The sequence below is a fragment of the Williamsia sp. Y844 genome (genome assembly GCF_056786475.1).
On the sequence record NZ_JBXCJB010000005.1, the window covers coordinates 294197 to 318200 of the forward strand.

19 protein-coding genes are annotated in these 24004 nt (G+C 64.7%); 10 read left to right on the forward strand and 9 right to left on the reverse strand.

Going from position 1 to position 24004, the window contains the following annotated elements:
• Positions 1-76: 76 nt before the first annotated feature.
• Complete coding sequence (locus AC1TQG_RS26545) at positions 77-1753, forward strand: phosphoenolpyruvate--protein phosphotransferase (protein ID WP_482141945.1); 1677 nt, start codon at positions 77-79, stop codon at positions 1751-1753.
• Positions 1754-1777: 24 nt separating this feature from the next.
• Here AC1TQG_RS26545 and AC1TQG_RS26550 read toward each other — a convergent pair whose 3' ends face one another.
• Positions 1778-3022 carry a DoxX family protein gene (locus AC1TQG_RS26550; RefSeq protein WP_482141901.1) on the reverse strand — a complete coding sequence of 415 codons (1245 nt, stop codon included), beginning with the start codon at positions 3020-3022 and terminating at the stop codon, positions 1778-1780.
• Between the two features lie 110 nt (positions 3023-3132).
• Entirely contained in the window at positions 3133-3807 is a 675-nt protein-coding gene (locus AC1TQG_RS26555; RefSeq protein WP_482141902.1) for an MBL fold metallo-hydrolase, read from the reverse strand.
• A 216-nt stretch (positions 3808-4023) separates the two neighbouring features.
• Here AC1TQG_RS26555 and AC1TQG_RS26560 point away from each other — a divergent pair, with 216 nt between their 5' ends.
• The 3 genes from AC1TQG_RS26560 to ilvD all read left to right on the forward strand — a co-directional run bounded on the left by AC1TQG_RS26560 (position 4024) and on the right by ilvD (position 9515).
• Positions 4024-4650: a YoaK family protein gene (locus AC1TQG_RS26560; protein WP_482141946.1), complete on the forward strand. Its 627-nt coding sequence runs from the start codon at positions 4024-4026 to the stop codon at positions 4648-4650.
• Between the two features lie 158 nt (positions 4651-4808).
• Positions 4809-7760 (forward strand): excinuclease ABC subunit UvrA, encoded by a 2952-nt coding sequence (gene uvrA, locus AC1TQG_RS26565; RefSeq protein ID WP_482141947.1) that lies wholly within the window; start codon positions 4809-4811, stop codon positions 7758-7760.
• 66 nt (positions 7761-7826) lie between these two features.
• The gene (gene ilvD / locus AC1TQG_RS26570) at positions 7827-9515 is read left to right on the forward strand and encodes a dihydroxy-acid dehydratase (protein WP_482141903.1); all 1689 of its coding nucleotides are present in this window, start codon (positions 7827-7829) and stop codon (positions 9513-9515) included.
• A gap of 90 nt (positions 9516-9605) precedes the next feature.
• Here ilvD and AC1TQG_RS26575 read toward each other — a convergent pair whose 3' ends face one another.
• Positions 9606-9956, reverse strand: coding sequence for a DUF1844 domain-containing protein (locus AC1TQG_RS26575; protein WP_482141904.1), 351 nt, complete (start codon positions 9954-9956; stop codon positions 9606-9608).
• A 364-nt stretch (positions 9957-10320) separates the two neighbouring features.
• On the opposite strand from AC1TQG_RS26575, the gene infC reads away from it, so the two are divergent.
• The 6 genes from infC (at position 10321) to pheT (ending at position 16080) form a co-directional block, all read left to right on the forward strand.
• Entirely contained in the window at positions 10321-10959 is a 639-nt protein-coding gene (gene infC / locus AC1TQG_RS26580; protein ID WP_482141948.1) for a translation initiation factor IF-3, read from the forward strand.
• Positions 10960-10996: 37 nt separating this feature from the next.
• Positions 10997-11191 (forward strand): 50S ribosomal protein L35, encoded by a 195-nt coding sequence (gene rpmI / locus AC1TQG_RS26585; protein ID WP_482141905.1) that lies wholly within the window; start codon positions 10997-10999, stop codon positions 11189-11191.
• A 60-nt stretch (positions 11192-11251) separates the two neighbouring features.
• Entirely contained in the window at positions 11252-11632 is a 381-nt protein-coding gene (gene rplT, locus AC1TQG_RS26590; RefSeq protein WP_482141906.1) for a 50S ribosomal protein L20, read from the forward strand.
• 17 nt (positions 11633-11649) lie between these two features.
• A complete protein-coding gene (locus AC1TQG_RS26595; protein WP_482141949.1) occupies positions 11650-12471 on the forward strand; it encodes a TrmH family RNA methyltransferase in 822 nt (273 codons plus the stop codon).
• Positions 12472-12537: 66 nt separating this feature from the next.
• Positions 12538-13569: a phenylalanine--tRNA ligase subunit alpha gene (gene pheS, locus AC1TQG_RS26600; protein ID WP_482141907.1), complete on the forward strand. Its 1032-nt coding sequence runs from the start codon at positions 12538-12540 to the stop codon at positions 13567-13569.
• Positions 13570-13602: 33 nt separating this feature from the next.
• Positions 13603-16080 carry a phenylalanine--tRNA ligase subunit beta gene (gene pheT / locus AC1TQG_RS26605; RefSeq protein ID WP_482141908.1) on the forward strand — a complete coding sequence of 826 codons (2478 nt, stop codon included), beginning with the start codon at positions 13603-13605 and terminating at the stop codon, positions 16078-16080.
• 93 nt (positions 16081-16173) lie between these two features.
• Here pheT and AC1TQG_RS26610 read toward each other — a convergent pair whose 3' ends face one another.
• From AC1TQG_RS26610 to AC1TQG_RS26635, 6 genes are all read right to left on the reverse strand, one after another.
• On the reverse strand, positions 16174-17619 hold the full coding sequence (locus AC1TQG_RS26610; RefSeq protein ID WP_482141909.1) for an MFS transporter: 1446 nt from the start codon (positions 17617-17619) through the stop codon (positions 16174-16176).
• 119 nt (positions 17620-17738) lie between these two features.
• Positions 17739-19073, reverse strand: coding sequence for an amidohydrolase family protein (locus AC1TQG_RS26615; RefSeq protein ID WP_482141910.1), 1335 nt, complete (start codon positions 19071-19073; stop codon positions 17739-17741).
• A gap of 85 nt (positions 19074-19158) precedes the next feature.
• Entirely contained in the window at positions 19159-20187 is a 1029-nt protein-coding gene (locus AC1TQG_RS26620) for an ABC transporter substrate-binding protein (protein WP_482141911.1), read from the reverse strand.
• An 85-nt stretch (positions 20188-20272) separates the two neighbouring features.
• Complete coding sequence (locus AC1TQG_RS26625; RefSeq protein WP_482141912.1) at positions 20273-21862, reverse strand: ABC transporter permease; 1590 nt, start codon at positions 21860-21862, stop codon at positions 20273-20275.
• 8 nt (positions 21863-21870) lie between these two features.
• The gene (gene add, locus AC1TQG_RS26630) at positions 21871-22938 is read right to left on the reverse strand and encodes an adenosine deaminase (protein ID WP_482141913.1); all 1068 of its coding nucleotides are present in this window, start codon (positions 22936-22938) and stop codon (positions 21871-21873) included.
• Positions 22935-23744 (reverse strand): ABC transporter ATP-binding protein, encoded by an 810-nt coding sequence (locus tag AC1TQG_RS26635; protein ID WP_482141914.1) that lies wholly within the window; start codon positions 23742-23744, stop codon positions 22935-22937. The genes add and AC1TQG_RS26635 overlap by 4 nt, the downstream gene beginning before the upstream one ends.
• Between the last annotated feature and the right edge of the window lie 260 nt (positions 23745-24004).

Consider the following 24004-nt stretch of genomic DNA (forward strand, 5'->3'; position numbering starts at 1 on the left):
ATCTAGATCACATCGCTACGTTGGATATGTCCAGCCACGCGAGGTGAACGGATCGGTCTGAGGAGGTCGGATGAATATGTCAGCGCAGGTGGAGAGTCCGCGTCAGGTTCTGCGAGGCACCCCGGTGGTGCCCGGCGTCGTCCTCGGGCCTGCTGTTGTGCCCGGACCTCGCGTGGATCCGGTGATCAACACAGATCCCGTACCTGCTGCGGGTCGTGAGGCCGAGCTTCAAGCGTTCGGTCAGGCGACCACCGCTGTGGCGAAGCGTCTGCAAGACCGTGCGTCGATGACGAGCGGTTCGGCATCGGAGGTGCTCTCGGCCAACGCTGCGATGGCAACCGATCGCGGGTGGCTGGGCGCCGCAGAAAACCTGATCACCGCCGGCAGTTCGGCCGCGGCCGCGGCCGTTGCCGCGACCGCTCAGTTCGCCGACATGTTCACCAAACTCGGCGGGCTGATGGCCGAGCGGGTGACCGATCTCAACGACGTTCGCGATCGGGTGCTGGCCGAGTTGCTTGGGCAGCCGGAACCCGGTATCCCGGTGCCGGAGGTGCCTTCGGTGCTCCTGGCTGACGACCTCGCACCCGCTGACACCGCAGGACTTGACCCGACGCTGATCGTCGGGCTCGCAACATCACTCGGCGGACCGACCAGTCACACCGCGATCATCGCCCGTCAGCTCGGGATCCCTTGTGTGGTGGCGGTTTCCGGACTCGAGACCGTCGCGGCCGGAACGCCGGTGCTGATCGACGGAAGCGCCGGTGAACTGACGGTGTCGCCGGACGAGGAGGTCGCGGCACAGGCCGTTGCCGCATATAAGTTGATCGCCGAGCGCACTGCTTCCTGGACAGGTCCGGGTGTGACCTCGGATGGGCATCGCGTGGATGTGCTCGCCAACGTCCAGGACGGGGCAGGCGCGCGGGTGGCTGCCAGGAGCGCGGCCGGGGGAGTCGGACTGTTCCGGACCGAACTCTGCTTCCTCGATCGGGAGCAGGAACCGACGGTCGATGAGCAGGCGGCGATCTACCGCGAGGTGATCGAGGCATTTCCCGATTCCAAGGTGGTCCTGCGAACCCTTGATGCCGGCTCGGACAAGCCGCTGCGCTTCGCCGCCCATCCTGATGAGGCGAATCCCGCGCTTGGCGTCCGTGGCATCCGAATGGCCTTACTGGACAACGGATTACTCGAGCGTCAGCTCGACGGGGTGGCGGCCGCGGCCGACGGCCTGCGGGCACCCTGGGTGATGGCACCGATGATCGCCACCCCGGCCGAGGCCAAGTGGTTTGCCGAGAAGGTGCGCGAACGCGGGCTGGTGCCCGGCGTGATGATCGAGGTGCCCGCGGCGGCGCTACTGGCCGAACGAATTCTCGAGCACGTCGACTTCCTGTCGATCGGTACCAACGACCTCGCCCAGTACACGATGGCCGCTGATCGGATGTCGGCTGATCTTGCCGGGCTGACCGATCCGTGGCAGCCGGCGGTGCTGTCCCTGGTTGCGCGGACGGCGGCGGCAGGTGCGGCGGCAGGCAAACCGGTGGGTGTCTGTGGTGAGGCGGCGGCCGATCCGCTGCTCGCCTGTGTCCTTGTCGGGCTGGGTGTCACATCGTTGTCGGCGGCGGCCTCGGCGGTGGCCGGAGTCGGCGCGAAGCTCGGGACGGTCAGCCTCGATGACTGCCGCCGCGCCGCGGCAGCGGTCTCGCAGACGTCGGATCCGGTAGGTGCGCGGGCAGCGGCCCGTGCGGTGCTGGGCTGAGGCCCGCGCGCCCACCGGATTCAACTAGACCGCTTTTTCTGCCTTCTTCTGTGCCTTCTTGGCCTGCTCACGGGCAAGGGCCGAGAGCTTGGCGCCTTCGTCGGCGGCGCGCTCGGCAACCTCGGTGCCGTGCTCTCGCACGTACTCGACCAGCTCAGGGGCCTTGTCGCGCACCGTGTTCAGGTAGTGCTCGGCGTAGCCGTTGGTCGACGCCCAGGCCTTTGCTGCCGACTCCGCGAGCTCCGCGCCTCGCTCGGCCGCCAGATCTTTGGCGGTCGAACCGTTCTTGGCAGCCTTCTTCGTGAGCTTGGCCTGCTCATGTGCGGCGAGCTTTGCGAACTTCGCTTGCTTCTTACCGGCCTGCTTGCCCAGCTTCGCCTGCTTTTTGGCGGCCACCTTGGAGAGCGCGGCCTGCTTCTTTGCGGCAGCCTTGGTGAGCGTGGCGGCCCGATCAGAAGCCACGTCCGCCAGATGCTCGCCCCTCTTCGACGCGACGTCGGCGAACTCGGAGGCCCGCTCGGCAGCGATTCCCGCGAGGACAGCTCCCCGTTTGGTCGCCACATCCGAGAACTCGGACCCACGTTCGACCGCGACATCGGCGAATGTGGCCGCCTTCTCCGATGCCTTGTGTGCCAGTTCCGCTGCGCGCTCCGAAGCCACATCGGCGAACTTGCCACCTCGATCAGCGGCGACCTCGGCCAGCTCCCCGGTGCGTTCGGAGACCAACCCGGCGAGGTGCGAGGCCTTGTCGGTGAGTACCTCTGTTGTTGCCGAACCGGATGAACCGGAGGGCAGCACGGCGGCCACCTTCTCGCCGGCGGTGGCGGCAGCCTTGCGTCCGCGCCAGGCGAGCGACGGTTTGCCCTCGGTGTCGACCGTGGCGAGCAGCAGTCCGCCGAGCAGACCGAGGTTCTGGATGAAGTGCGCCTGCTGTTCGGCGCGCTCATGTGGGTCGGTTTCGTTCCAGAAATCGTGGCCGGCCAAGGTGGTCGGGACCACAACGCCCGCGAGCGACAGTGCAGCCAGCCTCGGGAACTTCCCGGTCGCCAGGGCCAGGCCGCCGACGATGTGAATGGCGCCGTTGACGCGGACGAGAACCTGCGTGTCGGCAGGGATGAGGTCCGCGGCTGCGGGTGGCAGCGCGACCTTTGCCTTGTCAACGTAGGGTTGCGCGGCCTCGGCAAGTGCTTCCGGCCGTCGGATCACCTCGACCCCGGTGGCGATGAACGCTGCTGCGAGCATGGGACGGGCAATTCGGCGAATCAGCATGAAGGGCCTCCTCAAAGACACTGTTCTAAGTCGAATCTGCTTGTCGAACTTCTCGGCTACTGCTCTTTTGAGCCTATAGACGTTGGGTGTGTACCCCGCGGAGCGAACTTCTACCAGCCTCGCTCGCGCCATTCATCGAGATGGGGGCGCTCGGCACCGAGAGTGGTGTCGAGTCCGTGGCCGGGATAGACCACCGTGCTGTCGTCGAATCGGTCGAACAGCTTTGTCTTGACGTCGCTGATCAGCGATTCGAAGTCTTCTGGTGTCTGCGATTTGCCGACACCGCCGGGGAATAGACAGTCGCCGGTGAACAGGTGGGTGACGTCGTCGTCGAAGAACAGGGCGATGGAACCGTCGGTGTGGCCTTTGACGTGAATGGTCCCCAGCTTCAGGTTGCCGACCTCGATGACGTCGCCCTCGTCGACGAGCCGATCGGTGGCCACCTGGATCGGTGGGGCGTCGATCCGGCCCGCAGCGGTGGGTAGACCGGTTGCCTTGACCACCTCTTCGAGTGCGATCCAGTGGTCGGGATGCCAGTGGGTGGTGAAGATCGATTCGATGTGGCCGTGTGCCTTGATCAGGTCGATCAGGACATCGGCGTCGTTGGCGGCGTCGATCAGCAGACCCTTGCCGGTTTCACGGCAGGTGATGACGTAGACGTTGTTGTCCATCGGGCCGACGGACAATTTGAGGATCGTCGAATTCGGTGTGGTTTTGCGTTGTGGCACATCCGAATTGCTGAAGTCGCCGGTGTAGTTGTCGGAAATCGGGGCCGCTGCACTCATGGGAACAACCCTAACCGTCCGAATGAGGGTTTGGGGGTCGCCTGCCCCCGAATCTGCGCCGATGGGTCCACGGCGACTGAGATGGGCATCCGCCACCGACTCTGCACCAGACCTGCTGAACTGGGCCGGTGACGCATAATTGAGCCCATTGGCCGGACTCGGCCGGGAGTTGTGGATGGTGACGGTGCGGCCTTGAACACGATCGATCGCAGTGAACTGGCGTTGGCCACCGCATTGACCGCGGTCGCAGGATTTCTGGACGCGGTCGCGTTCATCCACCTCGGGGGCTATTTCATCTCGTTCATGAGCGGCAACACAACGCAGATGTCGACGTCGTTCGTCGAGGACATGACGGGTGCGGGGCTGCGTTGCCTGCTGATCATCGGATTGTTCGTGATCGGGGTCATGGTGGGTTCGATTGTTCGCCGCCTCAATGCCGAGGTGCATGGTCGAATCGCGGTGATGTGTTCGGTGACAACACTTCTCGGGGTGTCAGCGGTGATCGCGGCCGCGTGGTCCGGATATGCGTCCTTGATGGTCGTGGCAGTCGCCATGGGCGCACTCAACTCGGTGTTCGAGAAATCGGGGGTGGTCTCGGTGGGCTTGACCTACATGACCGGCACCCTGGTGAAGGCGGCGCAGCGGCTCGTGGATGCGGCGTTCGGTGGCCCGCGATGGGGGTGGGTCCGGCATTTCCTGTTGTGGTCGGCGATGGCCGTCGGCGCGTTCGCCGGTGCCGGCGCCTACCGTGGAATAGGTATGTCGGCGGTGTGGTTACCGTTTGTGATCGTTGCCTTGCTCACACTCTGGGTGGTGAGGGTTTTCGCAGGTCAGAAGGTTTGACGAGCTGCGGCAGGGGGCGCGATCGGTCGGCAGGCTCTGCTGCCGCCGGTATCTTGTCAGTAGGTGCCTCTAGCATTGCCGGGTACGCCCTGGCGCACGCCCAACAGCTGATCAGTGATGGTCGGCACAGTACTAATTTGACCTTGAAAAGGACCACAGTGGTTGATCGACTCATCGTGCGCGGAGCCCGCGAACACAATCTTCGCGGCGTCGACGTGGATCTCCCGCGCGACAGTTTGATCGTTTTCACCGGGCTCTCCGGCTCCGGGAAGTCGAGCCTGGCCTTCGACACGATCTTCGCCGAGGGCCAGCGCCGATACGTCGAATCGCTCTCCGCATACGCCCGGCAGTTCCTCGGGCAGATGGACAAGCCCGACGTCGACTTCATCGAGGGTCTGTCTCCGGCGGTCTCGATCGACCAGAAGTCCACCAACCGCAACCCGCGGTCGACGGTCGGCACCATCACCGAGGTCTACGACTACCTCCGTCTGTTGTATGCGCGCGCAGGCAAGGCACATTGCCCCGAGTGCGGGGCGGCCATCGAGAAGCAGACCCCGCAGCAGATCGTCGATCAGGTGCTGGCGATGGAAGAGGGCATCCGATTCCAGGTGCTCGCGCCGGTGGTGCGGACCCGCAAGGGTGAGTTCGTCGACCTGTTCGGCACGTTGCAGACGCAGGGTTTCTCGCGCGCCCGTATCGACGGTGTGGTCCATCCGCTGGCTGATCCTCCGAAGCTCAAGAAGCAGGAGAAGCACGACATCGAGGTCGTCGTCGACCGGCTCGCGGTGAAGGCCTCGGCCAAGCAGCGGCTCACCGATTCGGTGGAGACCGCGCTCGGTCTGGCCGACGGTGTGATCGTTCTCGACTTCGTCGATCTGGAAGAAGATGATCCGGATCGTGAGCGCCGGTTCTCCGAGCGGATGGCCTGCCCGAACGGTCACCCCATCGCGATCGACGATCTCGAGCCCCGCTCGTTCTCGTTCAACTCGCCCTACGGTGCCTGCCCGGATTGCGATGGCCTCGGTATCCGTAAAGAGGTCGACGAGGAATTGGTCGTCCCGGATTCCGATCTGACGCTCGCCGAGGGCGCCATCGCGCCGTGGGCGGGTGGCCACAACGCCGACTACTTCCTGCGATTGCTGTCCGGACTCGGCGACGCCATGGGTTTCGACACCGACACCCCGTGGAAAAAGCTGCCGGTCAAGGCACGTCGGGCGATCCTGAACGGCAGTGAACATCAGGTCCACGTGCAGTTCCGCAACCGCTACGGCCGCACCCGCTCGTATTACACCGAGTTCGAAGGTGTGATGTCGTTCCTGCATCGCCGGATGGAGCAGACCGAGTCCGAGCAGATGAAAGACCGGTACGAGGGCTACATGCGGGACATCCCGTGTCCCACCTGTAACGGCGCCCGTCTGCGTCCGGAGATCCTGGCGGTCACCCTCGACCACAAGCGGTTCGGTGAGAAGTCGATCGCCGAGGTCTGCGCCCTGTCGGTCGCCGAATGCGCCGACTACCTCTCCGACCTCAAGCTCGGAAAGCGTGAGGAAGCCATCGCCGGCCAGGTCCTCAAAGAGGTGCAGTCACGCATCCGCTTCCTGTTGGACGTGGGACTGGAGTATCTGTCGCTCTCCCGGGCGGCGGGATCGTTGTCCGGCGGTGAAGCGCAGCGCATCCGGTTGGCAACCCAGATCGGCTCCGGCCTGGCCGGTGTCCTCTACGTTCTGGACGAACCGTCGATCGGCCTGCATCAGCGGGACAACCGGCGGCTCATCGACACCCTCACCAGACTGCGTGACCTGGGCAACACCCTGATCGTGGTCGAGCATGACGAGGACACCATCCGTTCTGCGGACTGGATCGTCGACATCGGCCCTCACGCCGGTGAACACGGCGGTCGGGTTGTCCACAGTGGCAGCTACAAAGACCTGCTGAAGAACGAGGAATCCATCACGGGCGCATACCTTTCGGGGCGTTCGAGGCTGGAGGTCCCGGAGACCCGGCGGCCGATCGACCGCAAACGACAGTTGACCGTTGTCGGGGCCAGGGAGCACAACCTCCAGGGCATCGATGTCGTGTTCCCGCTGGGTGTTCTCACCGCGGTCACCGGTGTCTCGGGGTCGGGCAAGTCGACTCTGGTCAACGACATCCTGGCAACGGTGATGGCCAACAAGCTCAACGGTGCGCGCCAGGTCCCCGGCCGGCACACCCGTATCAACGGGATGGACAACCTCGACAAGCTGGTCCGTGTCGATCAGTCTCCGATCGGCCGTACCCCGCGATCCAACCCGGCCACCTACACCGGTGTGTTCGACAAGATCCGGACCCTGTTCGCCGCCACAACCGAGGCCAAGGTCCGCGGCTACCAGCCGGGCCGGTTCTCGTTCAACGTCAAGGGTGGCCGCTGCGAGGCATGCTCGGGCGAGGGCACGATCAAGATCGAGATGAACTTCCTGCCCGACGTCTACGTGCCGTGCGAGGTTTGTCACGGTGCGCGGTACAACCGCGAAACGCTCGAGGTCCACTACAAGGGCAAAACCATCTCCGAGGTGCTTGACATGCCCATCGAGGTGGCCGCCGAGTTCTTCGAACCGATCACCTCGATCCATCGGTACCTCAAGACCCTCAACGAGGTCGGGCTGGGTTATGTCCGGCTCGGGCAGCCGGCGACAACACTGTCCGGCGGTGAGGCGCAGCGTGTGAAGCTGGCGGCCGAACTACAGAAACGGTCGACCGGACGCACCGCCTACGTCCTCGACGAGCCCACCACCGGTCTGCACTTCGAAGACATCCGCAAGTTGATCCACGTGATCAACGGCCTTGTCGACAAGGGCAATTCAGTGATTGTCATCGAGCACAACCTCGACGTCATCAAGACCGCCGACTGGGTCATCGACATGGGTCCCGAAGGCGGATCGGGTGGCGGCACCGTGGTTGTCGAGGGAACCCCCGAAGATGTCGCAGCCGAGCCGCTGAGTCATACGGGCAAGTTCCTCGCCGAGATCCTGAAGCCGACGAGTGCCGCGGCGCCGACGCCTGCGCGTAAAGCGGCCCCGCGGAAGGCTGCGGCCAAGCAGACTGGACGTAAGAAAGCGGTCACCGCAGGCTGAGTGCGGCACGACTGATCGGGTCAGGCGGGATTCTCGCCGGCCGACGACAACACCGAGGAGTTCCAAATGGTCGACATGAAGCCCCGTAGCCGCACCGTCACCGACGGGATCAGTGCGGCTCCGAGTCGCGGAATGCTTCGTGCGGTCGGGATGGGTGACGAGGACTGGGATAAGCCCCAGATCGGCATCGGCAGCTCGTGGAACGAGATCACCCCCTGCAATCTGTCGCTCGACCGGCTGGCTCAGGCCAGCAAGGAGGGTGTGCACGCCGGTGGCGGATATCCGCTGGAGTTCGGCACCATCTCGGTCTCCGACGGCATCTCGATGGGCCACGAGGGCATGCATTTCTCCCTGGTCTCGCGTGAGGTGATCGCCGATTCGGTCGAGACCGTGATGTCGGCCGAACGCCTCGACGGGTCGGTACTGCTGGCCGGTTGCGACAAGTCGTTGCCGGGCATGTTGATGGCTGCGGCCCGCCTCGACCTGGCGTCGGTGTTCCTCTACGCGGGCACCATCGCGCCGGGCTGGGTCAAGCTCGCCGACGGCACCGAGCGAGATGTCACCCTGATCGATGCCTTCGAGGCGGTCGGGGCCTGTCGGGCAGGCAAGATGTCCGAGGAGGATCTGGGCCGGATCGAGCGGGCCATCTGTCCGGGTGAGGGGGCCTGCGGTGGCATGTACACCGCCAACACCATGGCGTCGATCGCCGAAGCCCTGGGGATGAGCCTGCCGGGTTCAGCAGCGCCACCGGCCGCTGATCGCCGGCGGGACGCCTTTGCCCATCGTTCGGGGGAGGCAGTGGTCAACCTGCTGCGGCTCGGGATCACCACCCGCGACATCATCACCAAACCCGCACTCGAGAACGCGATCACCGTCACCATGGCCCTTGGCGGTTCGACCAACGCGGTGCTGCACCTGCTCGCCATCGCGAGCGAGGCGGAGGTCGATCTGCACCTCGACGACTTCAACCGCATCGGCGACCGCACACCGCACCTGGGCGACCTCAAGCCGTTCGGCCGGTATGTGATGAACGACTTCGACCGCCACGGCGGCATCCCGGTGATCATGAAGGCGCTCCTGGACGCCGACCTGCTCAACGGCGACGCCCTCACCGTCACCGGCAAGACCTTGGCCGAGAACCTCGAGGCAATGGAGATCGGCCCGCTCGACGGGAAAGTCATTCGGGCACTGGACAACCCGATCCACAAGACCGGCGGCATCACCATCCTGCACGGCTCGTTGGCGCCGGAGGGTGCCGTGGTCAAGTCGGCAGGCTTCGACGCCGACACTTTCGAGGGCCCGGCGCGGGTCTTCGAACGTGAACAGAGTGCCCTGGCCGCATTGGCCGACGGAGTGATCCAGGCGGGCGATGTGGTGGTCATCCGGTACGAGGGTCCCAAGGGTGGACCCGGGATGCGGGAGATGCTGGCGATCACCGGCGCGATCAAGGGCGCCGGTCTGGGTAAAGATGTGTTGTTGCTCACCGACGGACGATTCTCCGGCGGCACCACCGGGCTCTGCATCGGGCACATCGCGCCGGAGGCATCCGACGGGGGACCGGTTGCCTTCATCCGTGACGGCGACCGCATCCGAGTCGATATCGCGGGTCGCACCCTCGATCTCCTCGTCGATGATGCCGAGATCGAGTCGCGCAAACAGGACTGGCAACCGCTTGACCACAAGTATCAGCGGGGCGTGCTCTCCAAGTACGCAAAGCTCGTGCGTTCGGCCTCGGTCGGCGCCGTCACCCACTGACCCACTGGCACACCCCGAAGATGTGCCCTTTTGGCGAACAAAACCCCAGGTGGGCGCCGCCAAAAGGCCACATCATCGGGGAGTGGCGGGCTAGTCGGTGACGGGGCCGGTCTGCTTCTCGCCGGGACCCTTACCGGGTTCGTCGGGATGGGAGCTGGCCTCCCGGAAGGCGAGTTGCAGGCTCTTGAGGCCATCGCGAAGTGCGGAGGCGTGGATGCCCAAATCGGCGACCGACGCCTCGATGAGGCCGGCCAGGGCGGTGATCAGTTTGCGGGCTTCGTCGAGGTCGAGGTGCGGGCTCGTCGACGGATCTTGCTCGGACAAGCCGAGTTTTTCGGCCGCGGCGCTCATCAGCATGACCGCGGCTCGGGTGATCACTTCGATGGCCGGGATATCGGCCAGGTCGCGCACGTCGGGCTCGGAATTCAGGTTTTCCGTCATGGCTGTTAGACTTTCACCTACGACCGCCCTGGTTCACGCCGGGGTTGCAAGTGGAGTTCACACTCCCACCGCTCGACGTCGATATCTTCGTAAGAAGAATCGCACGGTTGAACGGTCCGGTTTTGTCGCCGGAGATGCCGCGAATGCGGAATATTCTCCGGGGGTCTTCGCGTTGGAGGCTGTGATCGCTGGGATGCGATAGGTGACATATACCGGTCGGTGTGGGCCCCGTCGATGATCATCATCGAGCCGGGGCCTTTTCGCTGAGGATCTGTTTCACCAGTTGCTACCGCGGTCCAACCTGAGACGAAAACGTCTGCCACGAGGAACCACCTACGTACGCGGACACAAATGAGGAGGCCCCATCAGCACTGAGACTCGTATCAATGAGCGCATCCGAGTACCCGAGGTCCGTCTTGTCGGCCCCAACTCGGAGCAGGTAGGCATTGTCCGCGTGGAAGATGCCCTGCGCTTGGCTATCGAGGCCGATCTCGACCTGGTCGAGGTTGCCCCGAATGCGCGTCCGCCGGTCTGCAAGATCATGGACTACGGCAAGTTCAAATACGAGGCGGCACAGAAGCAGCGCGAATCGCGTCGCAACCAGCAGATGACCGTCATCAAGGAGCAGAAGCTCCGCCCCAAGATCGACGACCACGATTACGAGACCAAAAAAGGTCACGTCATCCGCTTCCTCGAAGCCGGGTCGAAGGTCAAGGTGACGATCATGTTCCGTGGACGCGAGCAGTCGCGCCCGGAACTCGGTTACCGATTGCTGCAGCGTTTGGGCTCCGACGTAGGCGAGTACGGGTTCGTCGAGACCTCCGCCAAGCAGGATGGCCGCAACATGACGATGGTCCTGGCCCCACACAAGGGCGCCAAGACCAAGGCACAAGCACAAGCACAAGCACAAGCTCCAAAAGCGCAAGCGCAACCTCAGCAGAGTGCACCCACCAAGCCTGCGGCAGATTCAGGGCCGGCTCCGGCCGCCAACCCTGAGAGCTGACCCTCTCCACAGGCGTTACGAAGAGAAAGGCATTCCCATGCCCAAGACCAAAACCCACAAGGGAACCGCTAAGCGTTTCAAGGTGACCGGTAGCGGCAAGATCGTCCGTCAGCGTGCGGGCCGTCGCCACCTGATGGAGCACAAGCCCTCCAAGCAGACCCGTCGTCTCGATGGCACCGTTGTCGTTTCTGCGAACGATGCTCCCCGCATCAAGCGCCTGCTGAAGATCTAACGCTCCCCAGACCACCCGCTGCCGGTTCCCGGCCGCCACATATCTAAGAGGTAAATTCACATGGCACGCGTGAAAAGGGCGGTAAACGCCCAGAAGAAGCGTCGTTCGATCCTGGAAGCTTCCAAGGGTTACCGCGGACAGCGTTCGCGGCTGTACCGCAAGGCCAAAGAGCAGCAGCTCCACTCGCTGACCTACGCCTACCGCGACCGTCGCGCCCGCAAGGGTGAGTTCCGCAAGCTGTGGATCTCGCGTATCAACGCTGCGGCCCGGGCCAACGACATCACCTACAACCGCTTCATCCAGGGTCTGAAGATCGCTGATGTCGAGGTCGACCGCAAGATCCTCGCCGAGATCGCCGTGAGCGATCCCGAGGCATTCGCCGGTCTGGTCGCAGTTGCCAAGCAGGCACTGCCGGCTGACGTCAACGCCCCCGCAGCCTGATCAGCAGCGAGACAAACATCCCCGCGCCGGACGTTCTCACCGAACGTTCGGCGCGGGTTGTTTCATATGCAAAGCTGCACCGTTCCGCGGCGCGGCGTAAGGCAGGCAGCTTCCTGGCCGAAGGATTCAATGCCGTCGACGCGGCCGTCGCATCGCGTCGCGCACAGATTCTGTTGGCGACCGACGAGGCCCTGGAACGGTACTCCGATCTCGTGCACAAGGCGCGGGCCGGTGGCATCGAGGTCGTGCCCATCTCCTCGGGTGCAGCCGACAAGCTCGCCGAAACCATCACCAGCACCGGGTTGTTCGTGGTCTGCGACCTGGTCGACGTGCCGATGTCAGAGGTGCTGAGCGCCACTCCGCGACTGCTCGCGGTGCCGGTCGAGATGACCGATCCGGGCAATGCAGGCACCCTCATCCGGACCGCCGATGCGATGGGCGCCGACGGCGTCATCCTCGCCGGTGACAGTGTCGATCCGCACAACGGCAAGTGCGTACGGTCCACGGCCGGCAGTGTGTTCCACGTGCCGGTCGCCAGGGAGCGGAGTGTCGACGAGGTCCTCGCCGCGCTACGCCAGGCCGGTGTGGCCATCTGTGCAACCGCGGGGGATGCCGAGTTGAGCCTGCCCGACGCCGGTGAGGTGCTCGCCGGGCCGACCGCATGGTTGTTCGGCAACGAGGCGCATGGACTGCCGGACGACATCCTGGCGCAGGCCGATCACCGGATCTCGATTCCGATCCACGGTCGAGCGGAGAGCCTCAACCTGGCTGCCGCGGCCGCGATCTGCCTCTATGCCAGCGCCGATGCCACTCGAGCGGTCGACTACCCTCGCAGGTGAGCCAAGCCAGTTCCATCAGACGTACTTCAGCTCTAAGAAGTCATATTCAAGGGAGTCAACACAGCCGTGGCCGACGTCGACAGCCAGAGCTTGGCGACCGCAGTGGACGCTGCCGTCGCAGCATTTTCCGCCGCGGTTGATCTGCCAGCGCTGGCAACTGCCAAGACCGAGCACCTCGGTGACAAGTCGCCGATCGCATTGGCCCGCCGCGAACTCGGCGCGTTGCCGAAGGAGCAGAAGGCCGAGGCCGGGAAGCTCGTCAATGTTGCTCGGGGACAGGCGCAGAAGGCGTACGAAGAGCGTCTTGCGGTCCTGACCGCCGAGCGCGATGCCGCCGTGCTGGTTGCCGAGACCATTGACGTCACGCTGCCGACCGCGCGCCGGACACCGGGAGCCCGGCACCCGATCACCGTGATCGGCGATCAGGTCGCCGACGTGTTCGTCGGGATGGGCTGGGAGATCGCCGAAGGTCCCGAGGTCGAGACCGAGCACTTCAACTTCGATGCGCTGAACTTCCTGCCGGATCACCCGGCGCGGTCGATGCAGGACACCTTCTACATCGCGCCGACCGAGTCGCGCCAGGTGCTGCGTACCCACACCTCGCCGGTGCAGGTGCGTGCCATGTTGTCGCGGGAATTGCCGATCTACGTCGCCTGCCCGGGCCGCACATTCCGCACCGATGAACTCGACGCGACCCATACCCCGGTGTTCCATCAGGTCGAGGGCCTTGCCGTGGACAAGGGCCTGACGATGGCACACCTGCGGGGCACCCTCGATCACTTCGCCAAGGCGCTGTTCGGTCCCGAGACGGTCACCCGGATGCGTCCGAGCTACTTCCCGTTCACCGAACCCTCGGCGGAGGTGGACGTCTGGTTCGCCGGCAAGAAGGGTGGCGCCGGCTGGGTCGAGTGGGGCGGCTGCGGCATGGTCCATCCGAATGTCCTGCGCGCCAGCGGCATCGACCCCGAGGTCTACTCGGGATTCGCCTTCGGGATGGGACTCGAACGAACCCTGCAGTTCCGCAACGACCTGCCCGACATGCGCGACATGGTCGAGGGTGACATCCGCTTCACGGTGCCCTTCGGTCCCGGCGCCTGAGTACGCAGAACCAACGAAAGAGCTGAGTTTCCAGTGCAATTAGCGCAGTCGTGGCTGACAGAGATCCTGCAACAGGGCACTCCCGGATGGGCCAAGCCGTCCGCAGAGATCGATGAGGCCTTTGTTCGTGTCGGATTCGAGATCGAAGACATCACCGGATTGCCGGAGATCACCGGTCCGCTGGTGGTCGGCCGGGTCACCAAGATCGAAGAACTCACCGAATTCAAGAAGCCCATCCGCTTCTGCCAGGTCGATGTGGGTGAAGAGAAAGACCGCGACATCGTCTGCGGTGCAAGGAACTTCGCCGAAGGCGACCTGATCGTTGCGGCGCTGCCCGGCTGTGTCCTGCCCGGGGGCTTCGCGATCGCTACCCGCACGACGTACGGCAGGGTGTCGGACGGCATGATCTGCTCGGTCACCGAATTGGGTGTCGGCAACGATCACAACGGCATCCTGGTGCTGCCGCCGGAGACCGCGGCGCCCGGTGCCGACGCACGTGAGGTGCTCGGTCTCGACGACACGATCATCGACGTCAACGTCACCCCGGACCGCGGCTACGCGTTCTCGGCGCGCGGTCTCTCACGCGAACTCGCCTGCAGCTTCGACCTGCCGTTCGCCGATCCGGCGACGGCACCGGTGCTGCCGACCACAGTCGGCGAGTCGGGCCCGACCGTGCACCTCGATCCGGAGTCCGGTGCCACCCGGTATTGCGCACTGGTGGTGCGCGGTATCGATCCATCGGCCCCGAGCCCGTGGTGGATGGTCAAGCGGCTCATGCTGTCCGGAGTGCGGCCGATTTCGGCGGCAGTGGACATCACCAACTACGTGATGCTCGAACTCGGCCAGCCGCTGCACGCTTTCGATGCCGCCAAGCTCTCCGGTGACATCCGGGTGCGCCGTGCGATCGCGGGGGAGAAGCTGACCACGCTGGATGATGTGGTGCGGGACCTCGATCCGGAAGACGTTGTCATCACCGACAACACCGGCCCGATCGCGCTTGCCGGTGTCATGGGCGGTGGCGCCACCGAGATCAACGCGCAGAGCACCGATGTGTTGCTGGAATCGGCGACGTTCAACCCGGTCTCGGTGTTCCGGACCGCCAAGCGGCATCGACTCACCAGTGAGGCCAGCAAGCGTTTCGAGCGGGTTGTCGACCCGAAGGTTACCGACATCGCACTACTGCGCGCCGCGGCGCTGCTCGCCGAGATCTGTGGTGGCACAGTCGATTCCGCCTACACCGACGCCGGGTTCGTGGCCCCTGCGGCGACCGTGTTGATGTCGGAGCAGGCTCCATCGGACACTGCTGGCATCGACTATCCGGTCGGCACCGCGCAGCGACGCCTTGTCCAGGTGGGTTGCTCTGTGGAAGCTGCGGGCGACGTGCTCACCGTCACCCCGCCGAGCTGGCGACCGGACCTGCGACTGAGCGCCGACCTCGTCGAAGAGGTGTTGCGTCTCGAGGGCTACGAGAACATTCCGGTTGTGCTCCCCAAAGCCCCCGGCGGACGAGGTTTGACCCAGCGGCAGCTCCGCCGCCGCAGTGTCGGGCGCAGCCTGGCGTTGTCGGGCTACGTGGAGGTCTTGCCGTATCCGTTCATGCCTGCCGGTGTGTTCGACCTCTGGAATCTGCCCGCCGATGATCCGCGTCGGGCCACGGTCACCGTGCTCAATCCGCTCGAGGCCGACCGCCCCGAACTGAACACCACGTTGCTGCCCGGACTGCTCGAGATGGTCGGTCGCAATATTGCGCGGGGACAACGTGATCTGTCGATGTACACGATCGGTCAGGTGGTCCTGGGCGGACAGAACGTCCGCCCGATCGAGGCGCTGCCGGTGGACAGGCGGCCCACTGCCGAGCAGATCGCCGAGCTGATCGAATCACTTCCGGCGCAGCCGCTGCACGTTGCCGCTGTGCTGACCGGGCTGCGTGAGCCGGCCGGGCCGTGGGGCAAGGGACGCGTTGCCGACACCACCGACATATTCGATGCGGTGGCGATCATCGGGCAGGCCGCCGGTGTCGAGCTGAAGCTGCGGTCGGCCGCGCAGGTCCCTTGGCATCCCGGTCGTTGCGGCGAGATCCTCGCCGATGGCGCCGTGGTCGGTTGGGCCGGCGAACTGCATCCGGCGTTGCTGGAGAAGCTGCACCTTCCCCCGCGGTCGCTGGCTCTGGAGATCGACCTCGACGCCATCCCGGTGAACAATAACCTTGTCTCGCCGCGGATTTCGCCATACCCGCCGGTCCTGCAGGATCTCGCTGTGGTCGTCGACGCCGATGTGGCCGCCGAAGACGTCCGTGTTGCGTTGCAGGCCGGAGCGGGAGAGTTGCTCGAGAGCATCGCGCTGTTCGATGTCTTCACCGGCGAGCAGGTGGGTGAGGGCAAGAAGTCCCTCACGTTCTCGCTGCGTTTCCGCGCGGACGATCGCACTCTGACCGAGGACGAGGCCACCGCAGGTCGCGACGCCGCGCTGGCTCACGCCACGTTGACTGTCGGCGCCATGATGCGGGGCTGACAACGCTTTACCGATCGACGTCGTCGACGTCGCCCCGATGAGGGCGACGTCGACGGTCGGCGATCAGTGGAGGGGATGATCGCCGGGCCGGGTTCAGACCGGATCTGGTTGTGCCGACCGGTCTTTCGCCACGTCTGCTGGTGCTGAGGTACGTTCGCTCCGTAGGGTCCACGCTGCGATGACCGCACCCGACGCCGCGATCGCGGCCGATACCCAGAGAGCTTTGTCGAGCCCGGACACGAAGTCGTGGGGATCGGCGGAAAACACCGACTCCGCGGGTAGCAGTGCGCCGAGCGCGGCCACACCGACTGCGATACCGGTCTGCCGAAACGCGTCGTTGATGCCTGCCGCGAGGCCGGAATGCTCTGCGGCACTTGAATCGAGTACCAGTCTGCTCATCACCGGGTTGAAGATGCCCGCACCGATCATCGCCACGATCATGCCCGGCAGGATCGCCAGGCCTGAGCTGTCGACGTCAACGACGGTGGCCATCGCCAAGCCGATACCGACCAGCATCAGCGACCCGGACAACATGAGCCAGTCGGGTACCCGCTCGCCGATCTGCGCGGTCGCACCGGCGACGATGAACATGGCCACAGTCGCGGGCAGATAGACCAGCCCCGCCTCGATCGGGGAGAGGCCGAGCACGCTCTGCAGGTAGATCGTCGTGTAGAGGAACACGGAGAACAACGACACCGAGATCGCGAACGCCGCGATCTGGGCGCCAGTGAACGCCCGGTTGCGGAACATCCCCAGCGGCAACATCGGTTGGGTGACCCGCATCTCGACCGCCACAAACGCGGTTCCGGCGACTGCGGCGACCACAAAGGACAATGCCGTGATGGTCTCGGTCCAGCCGTGTTCGTTGCCCCGGAGCAGCCCGAGGACCAGTGCGGCCAGCGCGATCGAGGCGAGGACCTGCCCGCCGATGTCGAGGCGTCGATAGTTGGGATCGCGTGACTCCGGAACCCATTTGAGGGTGGCGACGAGCGTGATGATCCCGATGGGGAGATTCACGAAGAAGATGGCGCGCCAGTCGAGCCATTCTGTGAGGATGCCACCGACCAGTGGTCCGAGCGCAAACGCGCCACCGATGGTCGCGCCGTATGCGGCCAAGGCGCCGGCACGTTCCTTGCCCGGCGCGAACACGTCGGCGAGCAGGGCCAGTGAGCAGGCGAAAAGCATTGCGCCGCCGAGGCCCTGGATTGCCCGCGCGATGTCGAGGGTGAGGATCGTCGGAGCGGCCGCGCACGCCACCGAGGCGAGTGTGAACATCACCAGGCCGATCACGAACACGTGGCGTCGACCACGGCGATCACCCCACGACCCGGCGCTGAGCACAACGGTGGCCAGCGCCAGCGTGTAGGCGTCCACCACCCACTGCAGGGCGCCGAGGCCGGCGTCGAGATCAACGGCGATGGAGGGCAGCGCAGTGTTCACCACCGCGATGTCCAACATGAGCATCGCGGTGGTCACGCAGACGACGGCCAGCGTCGCGCGTTTCACCACGGGCGTGTGAGTGCTTCTGTCAGATGTCATGACAGCGACGATGCGGTTGCGTCCTTGGAGACCACGGGGTCGTTTTCTTGGAAGCGTCGGTTATTGGGATTACACCACCGACGAGAGCACGGATCTGGAGTTCAGTATGGCGACGGGTCTCAGCCGGTCGGTTGTGATCGATCACGTAGGCGCAGTGCGCTTTCTCGGAACTTCGCGACCACCTGTGCTTCATCGACCCCGACGACCTCACCGTTGTCGACGACGAACTTGCCCCCGACGATCGTGTGGGTGACGTCGTCGGCGCGCGTGCTGTAGACCAGCGCGGCCTCGACGTCGTAGACGGGTGCCACGTGCGGTCGGTCGAGATCGACAACAACCAGATCGGCAGGCGCCCCGATCCGGATTGCCCCCAATTCGGGTCGGTGCATCGCGATCGCCGACTGGCCGGTGGCCATGTCGAGCACCTCGCGGGTGGTCAGGAACGTGGGATCGGCGGTGCTCTGTTTGTGGGTGACGGCGGCGAACTTCATTTCTTGGAACATGTCCAGGGTGTTGTGGCTCGCCGGACCGTCGGTGCCGAGACCGACTGTGATCCCGGCCGACCACAGCCCTTTCAGATTCATGGTTCCGGACACTAGCTTTGCGTTGCAGCAAGGACAGTGGGCCACTTTGACGCCGTGTTCGGCGAACAGTGCGATGTCGCCTGCGGTCAGTTGTGTACAGTGCGCGGCGGTGATGTCGGGTCCGAGGAACCCGAGGTCGTCGAGCCATTCGACTGTGGTGCGCCCGTACGTCGAGGCCATGTAGGCACTCTCGTTGAGTCCTTCGGCGATGTGGGTGTGGATCGGCAGCGACCGCTCGTCGGCGAGGTCCCGAACCGCTTGCCAGAGTGGACCACTGCAGGAATACGGCGCATGGGGGGAGAGCGCCAGCCGGACACGATCGTCGATGAGACCCTCCACCGGTGCGGTCGCGGCGTCGAAGTCCTCAACCGCAGCCCACGACCAGGGACCGACATCGCGGTAGACGCCGCCGTCGGCGAACCCGTATCCGAGCGTGGCCCGCAGGCCCACCTCTCGCAATGCCCGTGCCTGCGGGGTCACCGCATAGGCATCGAAATGCTCGTTGAAACAGGTGATTCCGGCCTTGGCCATCTCGACCAGACCACACATCGACGCCCAGTAGAGGGTCTCGTGGTCAAAGTTCTGCTTCAGGCGCCACATGGTGTCGAGCCAGGCGAACAGTTCGGTGTCCTCGAGCAGGCCGCGCAACAACATATTTGACGCGATGTGGGTGTGCGCGTTGACCATCCCGGGCAGCACTACCGAGTGTGTCCCGTCGATCACCCGCGCCGCCTGCACGGGTGTCGATGGCGGCACCAGACCCTGGATGAGCCCGTCGGCCACCAGAACCGTGTGGTTGGGCAGTGGATCCAGACCGTCCGGCATGATGACGGTTGTTCCGGTGATGGCGATGTCGGCCTGCTGGATCATGCCGGGCTCCTCATGTTCTCGTGTGCTGGTGCGTGCTGGATGCGCTCGAAGCCGGTGGTCACTCGGTCGGGGCGGCGGTCGCAACTCACAGCCGGGCAACGATGCTGGTGTCGAACAGCTGATCGGCGGAGATGTCGATGCCTGCGGACTTGAGTGTGGCGATGTTGCTGGCGATCTGGGCGTCGGTCATCGTCAGGAGGTCGGACGCGGGAACCTCCGGGGTGACCATCAGCGCTTCGATGCTCTCCGAAGCGAGGGTCTGCTGGGCGAGGTCCAGACCGGTATTCTTGCCGTACACCTCGACCGCGAGCCGGGCGCCGAGCGCTGGGTCCTTGAGGTTTTCCTGCCAGCCCTGCCTCTCACCGCCGAGGAAGGACAGGAGCATGTCGGGCCGGTTCTCGATGGTCTCCGTCGTGGCGAACCAGACGCTCGAAAAGACGTTGTAACCGAAGTCCGAGAACAACATCGTGTTCACGTCCAGACCCTGTGCGCGCAGCGTGGCCGGTTGGTCGATGAGGAACCCGACCTGTGCGTCGACCTCACCGTTCGCCACCGGCGCCGGATCGAACTGCACGGGCACGATGTTCAGGTCGTCGACGTCGATGTTGTTGATGGCGCACAGGACTCGGAATGGAGCCTCGTTCTGCGCCGCGACACCGATCTTCTTTCCGATCATCTGCTTCGGGTCGGTCAGAGCCTTGTCCTGGAGGGAGTACACACAGAATGGGCTGCGCTGGAAGCGGGTTCCGATGATCTTGACGTCCGCGCCGTTGCTGATCATCTCGGCCACCGCGTCCGCATTCCCGTTGCCGAGTGCCGCTTTACCCGAGACCACCACCGTGTCGACGGCAGTGTTGGGTCCGCCCGCGAGAACATTGACGTTGATGCCTCGCGACGTGTAGTAGCCGTTGGTGGCCGCGACATAGGTGCCGGCCTGTTCGACCGTTGGTACCCACTGGGTTTGAGCCGAGACGCTGCCGTCGTCCGACGATGCGGAATCCGAACCGCAGGCACTGAGGATCGGGACGCCGACGAGGGCGATGGCGCCGATACCGAAGCCCCCGCGGAAGAGTGACCGGCGGCTGATCGGTGTGGACAAGGGTGAAATCGGCATGGGGAACTCCTGGTTGCGAAATGGGTGACCGCATATTGCACGGGAAAGCGGGGTTGGGGTACAGGCTGCTACGTGCCGGGAGCGGTCAGCTTCGAACGCGATTGATGGCGCTTTCGGCGAGTGCTGCGATGCCATAGAGTGCTGCAGCGGACAGGGTGACGAGGGCGACCAGCGACCACATCAGTGAATAATTGCCCGTGACACCGGCTCTGAGCATCATGAAGCCGGCACCGTCCCCGGTGGCAAGCCATTCGCACAGGAGCGCACCGGTCATGGCCAGTGGTGCGGTGACCCGTGCCGCGGCAAAGAATGACGGTAGGGCGGCGGGTAGCTGGACTATCCACAGGACCTTTACAGGGCCGCCACCGGAGACCGTCACCACCTCACGGGCGCTGGGCGGGACGGACCGGATACCGCCGACGATCGTCACCAGTGCGGGAAAGAAGGTCACGACTCCGGACACGACGATCAAGGTGATGAACCCACGGCCGAAGATCAGTGCGATCAGCGGGGTCATGGCGACGAGCGGGACGGTGCGGATCGACATGGCGATCGGCATGATGATCGACTCGGCGGTGCGGGACAAGACGACCACAACGGCTCCGATCAGGGCCAGACCCAGGCCGCTGGCGAAACCGACAACCGTGTGGACGATGGTCAGACGCAACGCCGCCCACATGTCGGACAGGTCTCGTCCGGAGGTCAGGTAGTTCCAGACATCGACCGGCGTCTTCCCGAAATATGGGTCGACCGAGCGGGCGATCAAATACCAGCCACCCAAGACCAGCAGCAAGGTCACCGCGAACTGCGATACGACACCCACCACGTTTCGGGCTTTGGTCACCTGCGGTGCGGAGGCCACCGAGATGTCGGACACGGTCTCCTGATCGCGCCAGGTGTAGACGAGCTTCTCTGCGAGCACGGTGAGGCCGTAGGCGCCTGCAGCCAGCAGGGCGGCGTACAGGGCGAGGGCCCAGGTGCGGTCGACGTTGAGTGACTGCTGCGAATAGACCATGGCGACGCCGAGACCCTTGTCCGCACCGAGGTATTCGCCGATCATCGCACCCAGAACGGCCAGCGGTGCGGCAACGCGGAGCGCGGCGAACAGGGCGGGCACTGCCGATCGGATCTGAACCATCCGCAAGACTTTTCCGCGCCCACCGCCCGCGGCCCGGATGACGTCGACCCGGGTGGCCGAGGCGCTGTGCAGTCCGAGGACGGCCCCGACCAGCGTGGTGAAGAAGACACCTTGGGCAGAGATGAGGACGACGGACATGTACCGGCTGGTCACCGCAACCAGGATCGGTGAAATTGCCACGATGGGAAGGCAATACGCGACCACGCCGACCCTCATCACCACGGCTTGGGTCCACGGCAGGAGTAAAGACAGTCCGGCCAGCGTCACTGCCACGGCGTTGCCGAGCAGCCATCCCCAGCCCGCCTCTCCGGCGGTGGTGAGCAGGTTCGGCCAGACAAAGCCGAAGTCGTCGATCGCGGTGGCCAGGATGTCGAGGGGTGCGGCGATGGCGTAGACATCGCTGAAGGCAGTCTTTGCGAGCAGCTGCCACACGAGAACCAGGCCGACGACGCTGCCGAGGGCGAGCATGTTCACTTTGGCCACGACGGCGGTCAGATTCAGGCGCGGCGGGGACGGCGCGGTCAGTGTTGTTGACATCGGGGGCCTCAGCCTTCGAAAGCGTCGAGGTCGGCGAGCATGCGGGACTTGATCTCATCGGATGCGAAGCAGGCCTGAATCGACGTCGCGGCAATGGATTTCACTGTGTCGAGATCCCACCCGAATGTGCGGGCGCAGTCGACGTAGTCGTCCTCGATGCGAACGCTCATCGGCGCCGGGTCGTCGGTGTTGATCGAGACCTTGACCCCGGCCAGTCGCAGTGGCTCGATGGGATGCACGTCCAGTGACGGGTAGATCTTCAATCCTTCGACGTTGGAGCGAGGGCACATCCCCAGCGGGATCTCACGTTCGGCGAGGACCTCGACCAGCCGCGGATCCTCGATGGAGCGGACGCCGTGGTCGATCCGCTCGGCATGGAGCAGATCCAGTGCACCCCAGACGCTTTCCGGGCCGCTGGATTCACCGGTGTGCACCGTGCGCCGGAATCCGGCATCGCGGGCGAGGGTGAAGGCGGGCGCGAATTTCGCATTGGTGTCGCCGGCATGGGTTTCGTCGCCGTCGATCGAGAGTGCGACAACTCGTGGAACGCGCGCGCTGATCATCTCTTCGACCACCTCGAGCGCGGACTCGCCGGATTGCTGACGCAACAGGGACACACAGAGGTTGGCCTCGCACAGGCCGTCTCGGGCGGCTTCGTCGAAACCCTCGGCGATGGCCCTGGTGAAGTCGGTGAGGCGTCCTTGCCAACTGCCCCAATGTGTCGGGTTGACGATGATGTCGGCGTATTGGACACCCGAAGCGCTTTCACGTGCGCACGCGCGGTACGCGGCGCTCGCGAGGTGGTCATGGGTACGGACGAGTGATCCTTCCCAGTCCAGGAACTGGAGAAAGGTCCCCACACCCATGCCCTTGACGGCTGCGCCCTGTGGATCGCGTTCGACGTGATGGGTCGAGGTGTCGAAAAGTGTTGCGGCCGGGCCGGGCAGCTCGACGCCGAGTGTGTGTGCGCTCTGGACGAGGTCGGCGATGTCGAAGCAGCCCTCGAGGTGCACGTGGACTTCGGCTTTGGGCAGGCGACGCATCAGGTCGGCGGTGAGGGCCACTGCTGTGGTCATCGGACAACCGACTCGGTCGGTGGGGCGAACAGTAGATCGGAGGCCTGCTCGACGTAGCGCCTGAACTCCGGACTCCGCATGATCTCCGGCGTCCGGGGGCGTGGCAGATCGACGTCGATCACCTGTTGAATCCGGCCCGGGCGTGCCGACATCACGGCTACCCGATCAGAGAGGTAGATCGCCTCGGAGATGCCGTGGGTGACCATCAGTGCGGTGGACGGCCGTTCGGTCCAGATGCGCATGAGCTCGGTGTTGAGACGTTGTCGGGTCATGTCGTCGAGCGCACCGAACGGTTCGTCGAGCAACAGAACCATGGGTTTGAGGATGAGCGCGCGAGCGATCGACACCCGCTGGCGCATACCGCCGGAGAGCTGGCCGGGTTTGGCGCCTTCGAATCCATCCAGTCCTACCAGCTTGATCAGATCGGTGACATCACTGTGGGACACGGGCTTTCCCGCGGCTTCGAGTGGGACCCGGATGTTGGCTTCGACGCTGCGCCAGGGCAGTAGTGCCGAATCCTGGAACGCCACGCCCAGAATATGTTCGCTACGAAGCTCATTCGGTGTCCGGCCGTCGACGAGGATCGATCCGGTGGTGGGCTCTTCGAGATCGGCGAGCAGGCGCAGGATGGTCGACTTGCCACAGCCAGAGGGTCCGAGCAGGGAGACGAAACTGCCGCGGTCGGTCTGCAGGCTCACGTTGTCGAGCGCGGTCACCTGCTGCCGCTTCATCGTGAACCGCTTCGACACTCCTGCGAGGTCGATACCGGTTGCGCGAAAACCCGATTCCGGGCTCCGAGCGTTCATGAATTCTCCTCTGGTGAATCTGATGGGGACTTGGGTGGAACGACTTCCGGCTCGTGGGGCTGTGTCACTTGTGGGGCTGTGTCAACAGTCAAGTCCACTGGCGAGCACCTCGACATGGATGATCCGCCGAAGAAGGCAGGCCAAAACCGGCTTCGAGTCGTAGGAACCTCCAAGCTGATTTAAAGTGGTTTCCTAGGCGTAACAACTGGTTCGCTTCGGCTGAGGTGCTGATCACATGTCGGCGACGAAAGGGGTTGCGC

What these genes read in the sequence shown, in the direction of transcription:
- AC1TQG_RS26625 (WP_482141912.1), bottom strand. Translation starts at nt 21,862, where the DNA reads ATGTCAACAACACTGACCGCGCCGTCCCCGCCGCGCCTGAATCTGACC.
- ilvD (WP_482141903.1), top strand. Translation starts at nt 7,827, where the DNA reads ATGGTCGACATGAAGCCCCGTAGCCGCACCGTCACCGACGGGATCAGT.
- AC1TQG_RS26620 (WP_482141911.1), bottom strand. Translation starts at nt 20,187, where the DNA reads ATGCCGATTTCACCCTTGTCCACACCGATCAGCCGCCGGTCACTCTTC.
- add (WP_482141913.1), bottom strand. Translation starts at nt 22,938, where the DNA reads ATGACCACAGCAGTGGCCCTCACCGCCGACCTGATGCGTCGCCTGCCC.
- AC1TQG_RS26635 (WP_482141914.1), bottom strand. Translation starts at nt 23,744, where the DNA reads ATGAACGCTCGGAGCCCGGAATCGGGTTTTCGCGCAACCGGTATCGAC.
- AC1TQG_RS26550 (WP_482141901.1), bottom strand. Translation starts at nt 3,022, where the DNA reads ATGCTGATTCGCCGAATTGCCCGTCCCATGCTCGCAGCAGCGTTCATC.
- AC1TQG_RS26575 (WP_482141904.1), bottom strand. Translation starts at nt 9,956, where the DNA reads ATGACGGAAAACCTGAATTCCGAGCCCGACGTGCGCGACCTGGCCGAT.
- rplT (WP_482141906.1), top strand. Translation starts at nt 11,252, where the DNA reads ATGGCACGCGTGAAAAGGGCGGTAAACGCCCAGAAGAAGCGTCGTTCG.
- rpmI (WP_482141905.1), top strand. Translation starts at nt 10,997, where the DNA reads ATGCCCAAGACCAAAACCCACAAGGGAACCGCTAAGCGTTTCAAGGTG.
- AC1TQG_RS26555 (WP_482141902.1), bottom strand. Translation starts at nt 3,807, where the DNA reads ATGAGTGCAGCGGCCCCGATTTCCGACAACTACACCGGCGACTTCAGC.
- AC1TQG_RS26615 (WP_482141910.1), bottom strand. Translation starts at nt 19,073, where the DNA reads ATGATCCAGCAGGCCGACATCGCCATCACCGGAACAACCGTCATCATG.
- AC1TQG_RS26610 (WP_482141909.1), bottom strand. Translation starts at nt 17,619, where the DNA reads ATGACATCTGACAGAAGCACTCACACGCCCGTGGTGAAACGCGCGACG.
- AC1TQG_RS26545 (WP_482141945.1), top strand. Translation starts at nt 77, where the DNA reads ATGTCAGCGCAGGTGGAGAGTCCGCGTCAGGTTCTGCGAGGCACCCCG.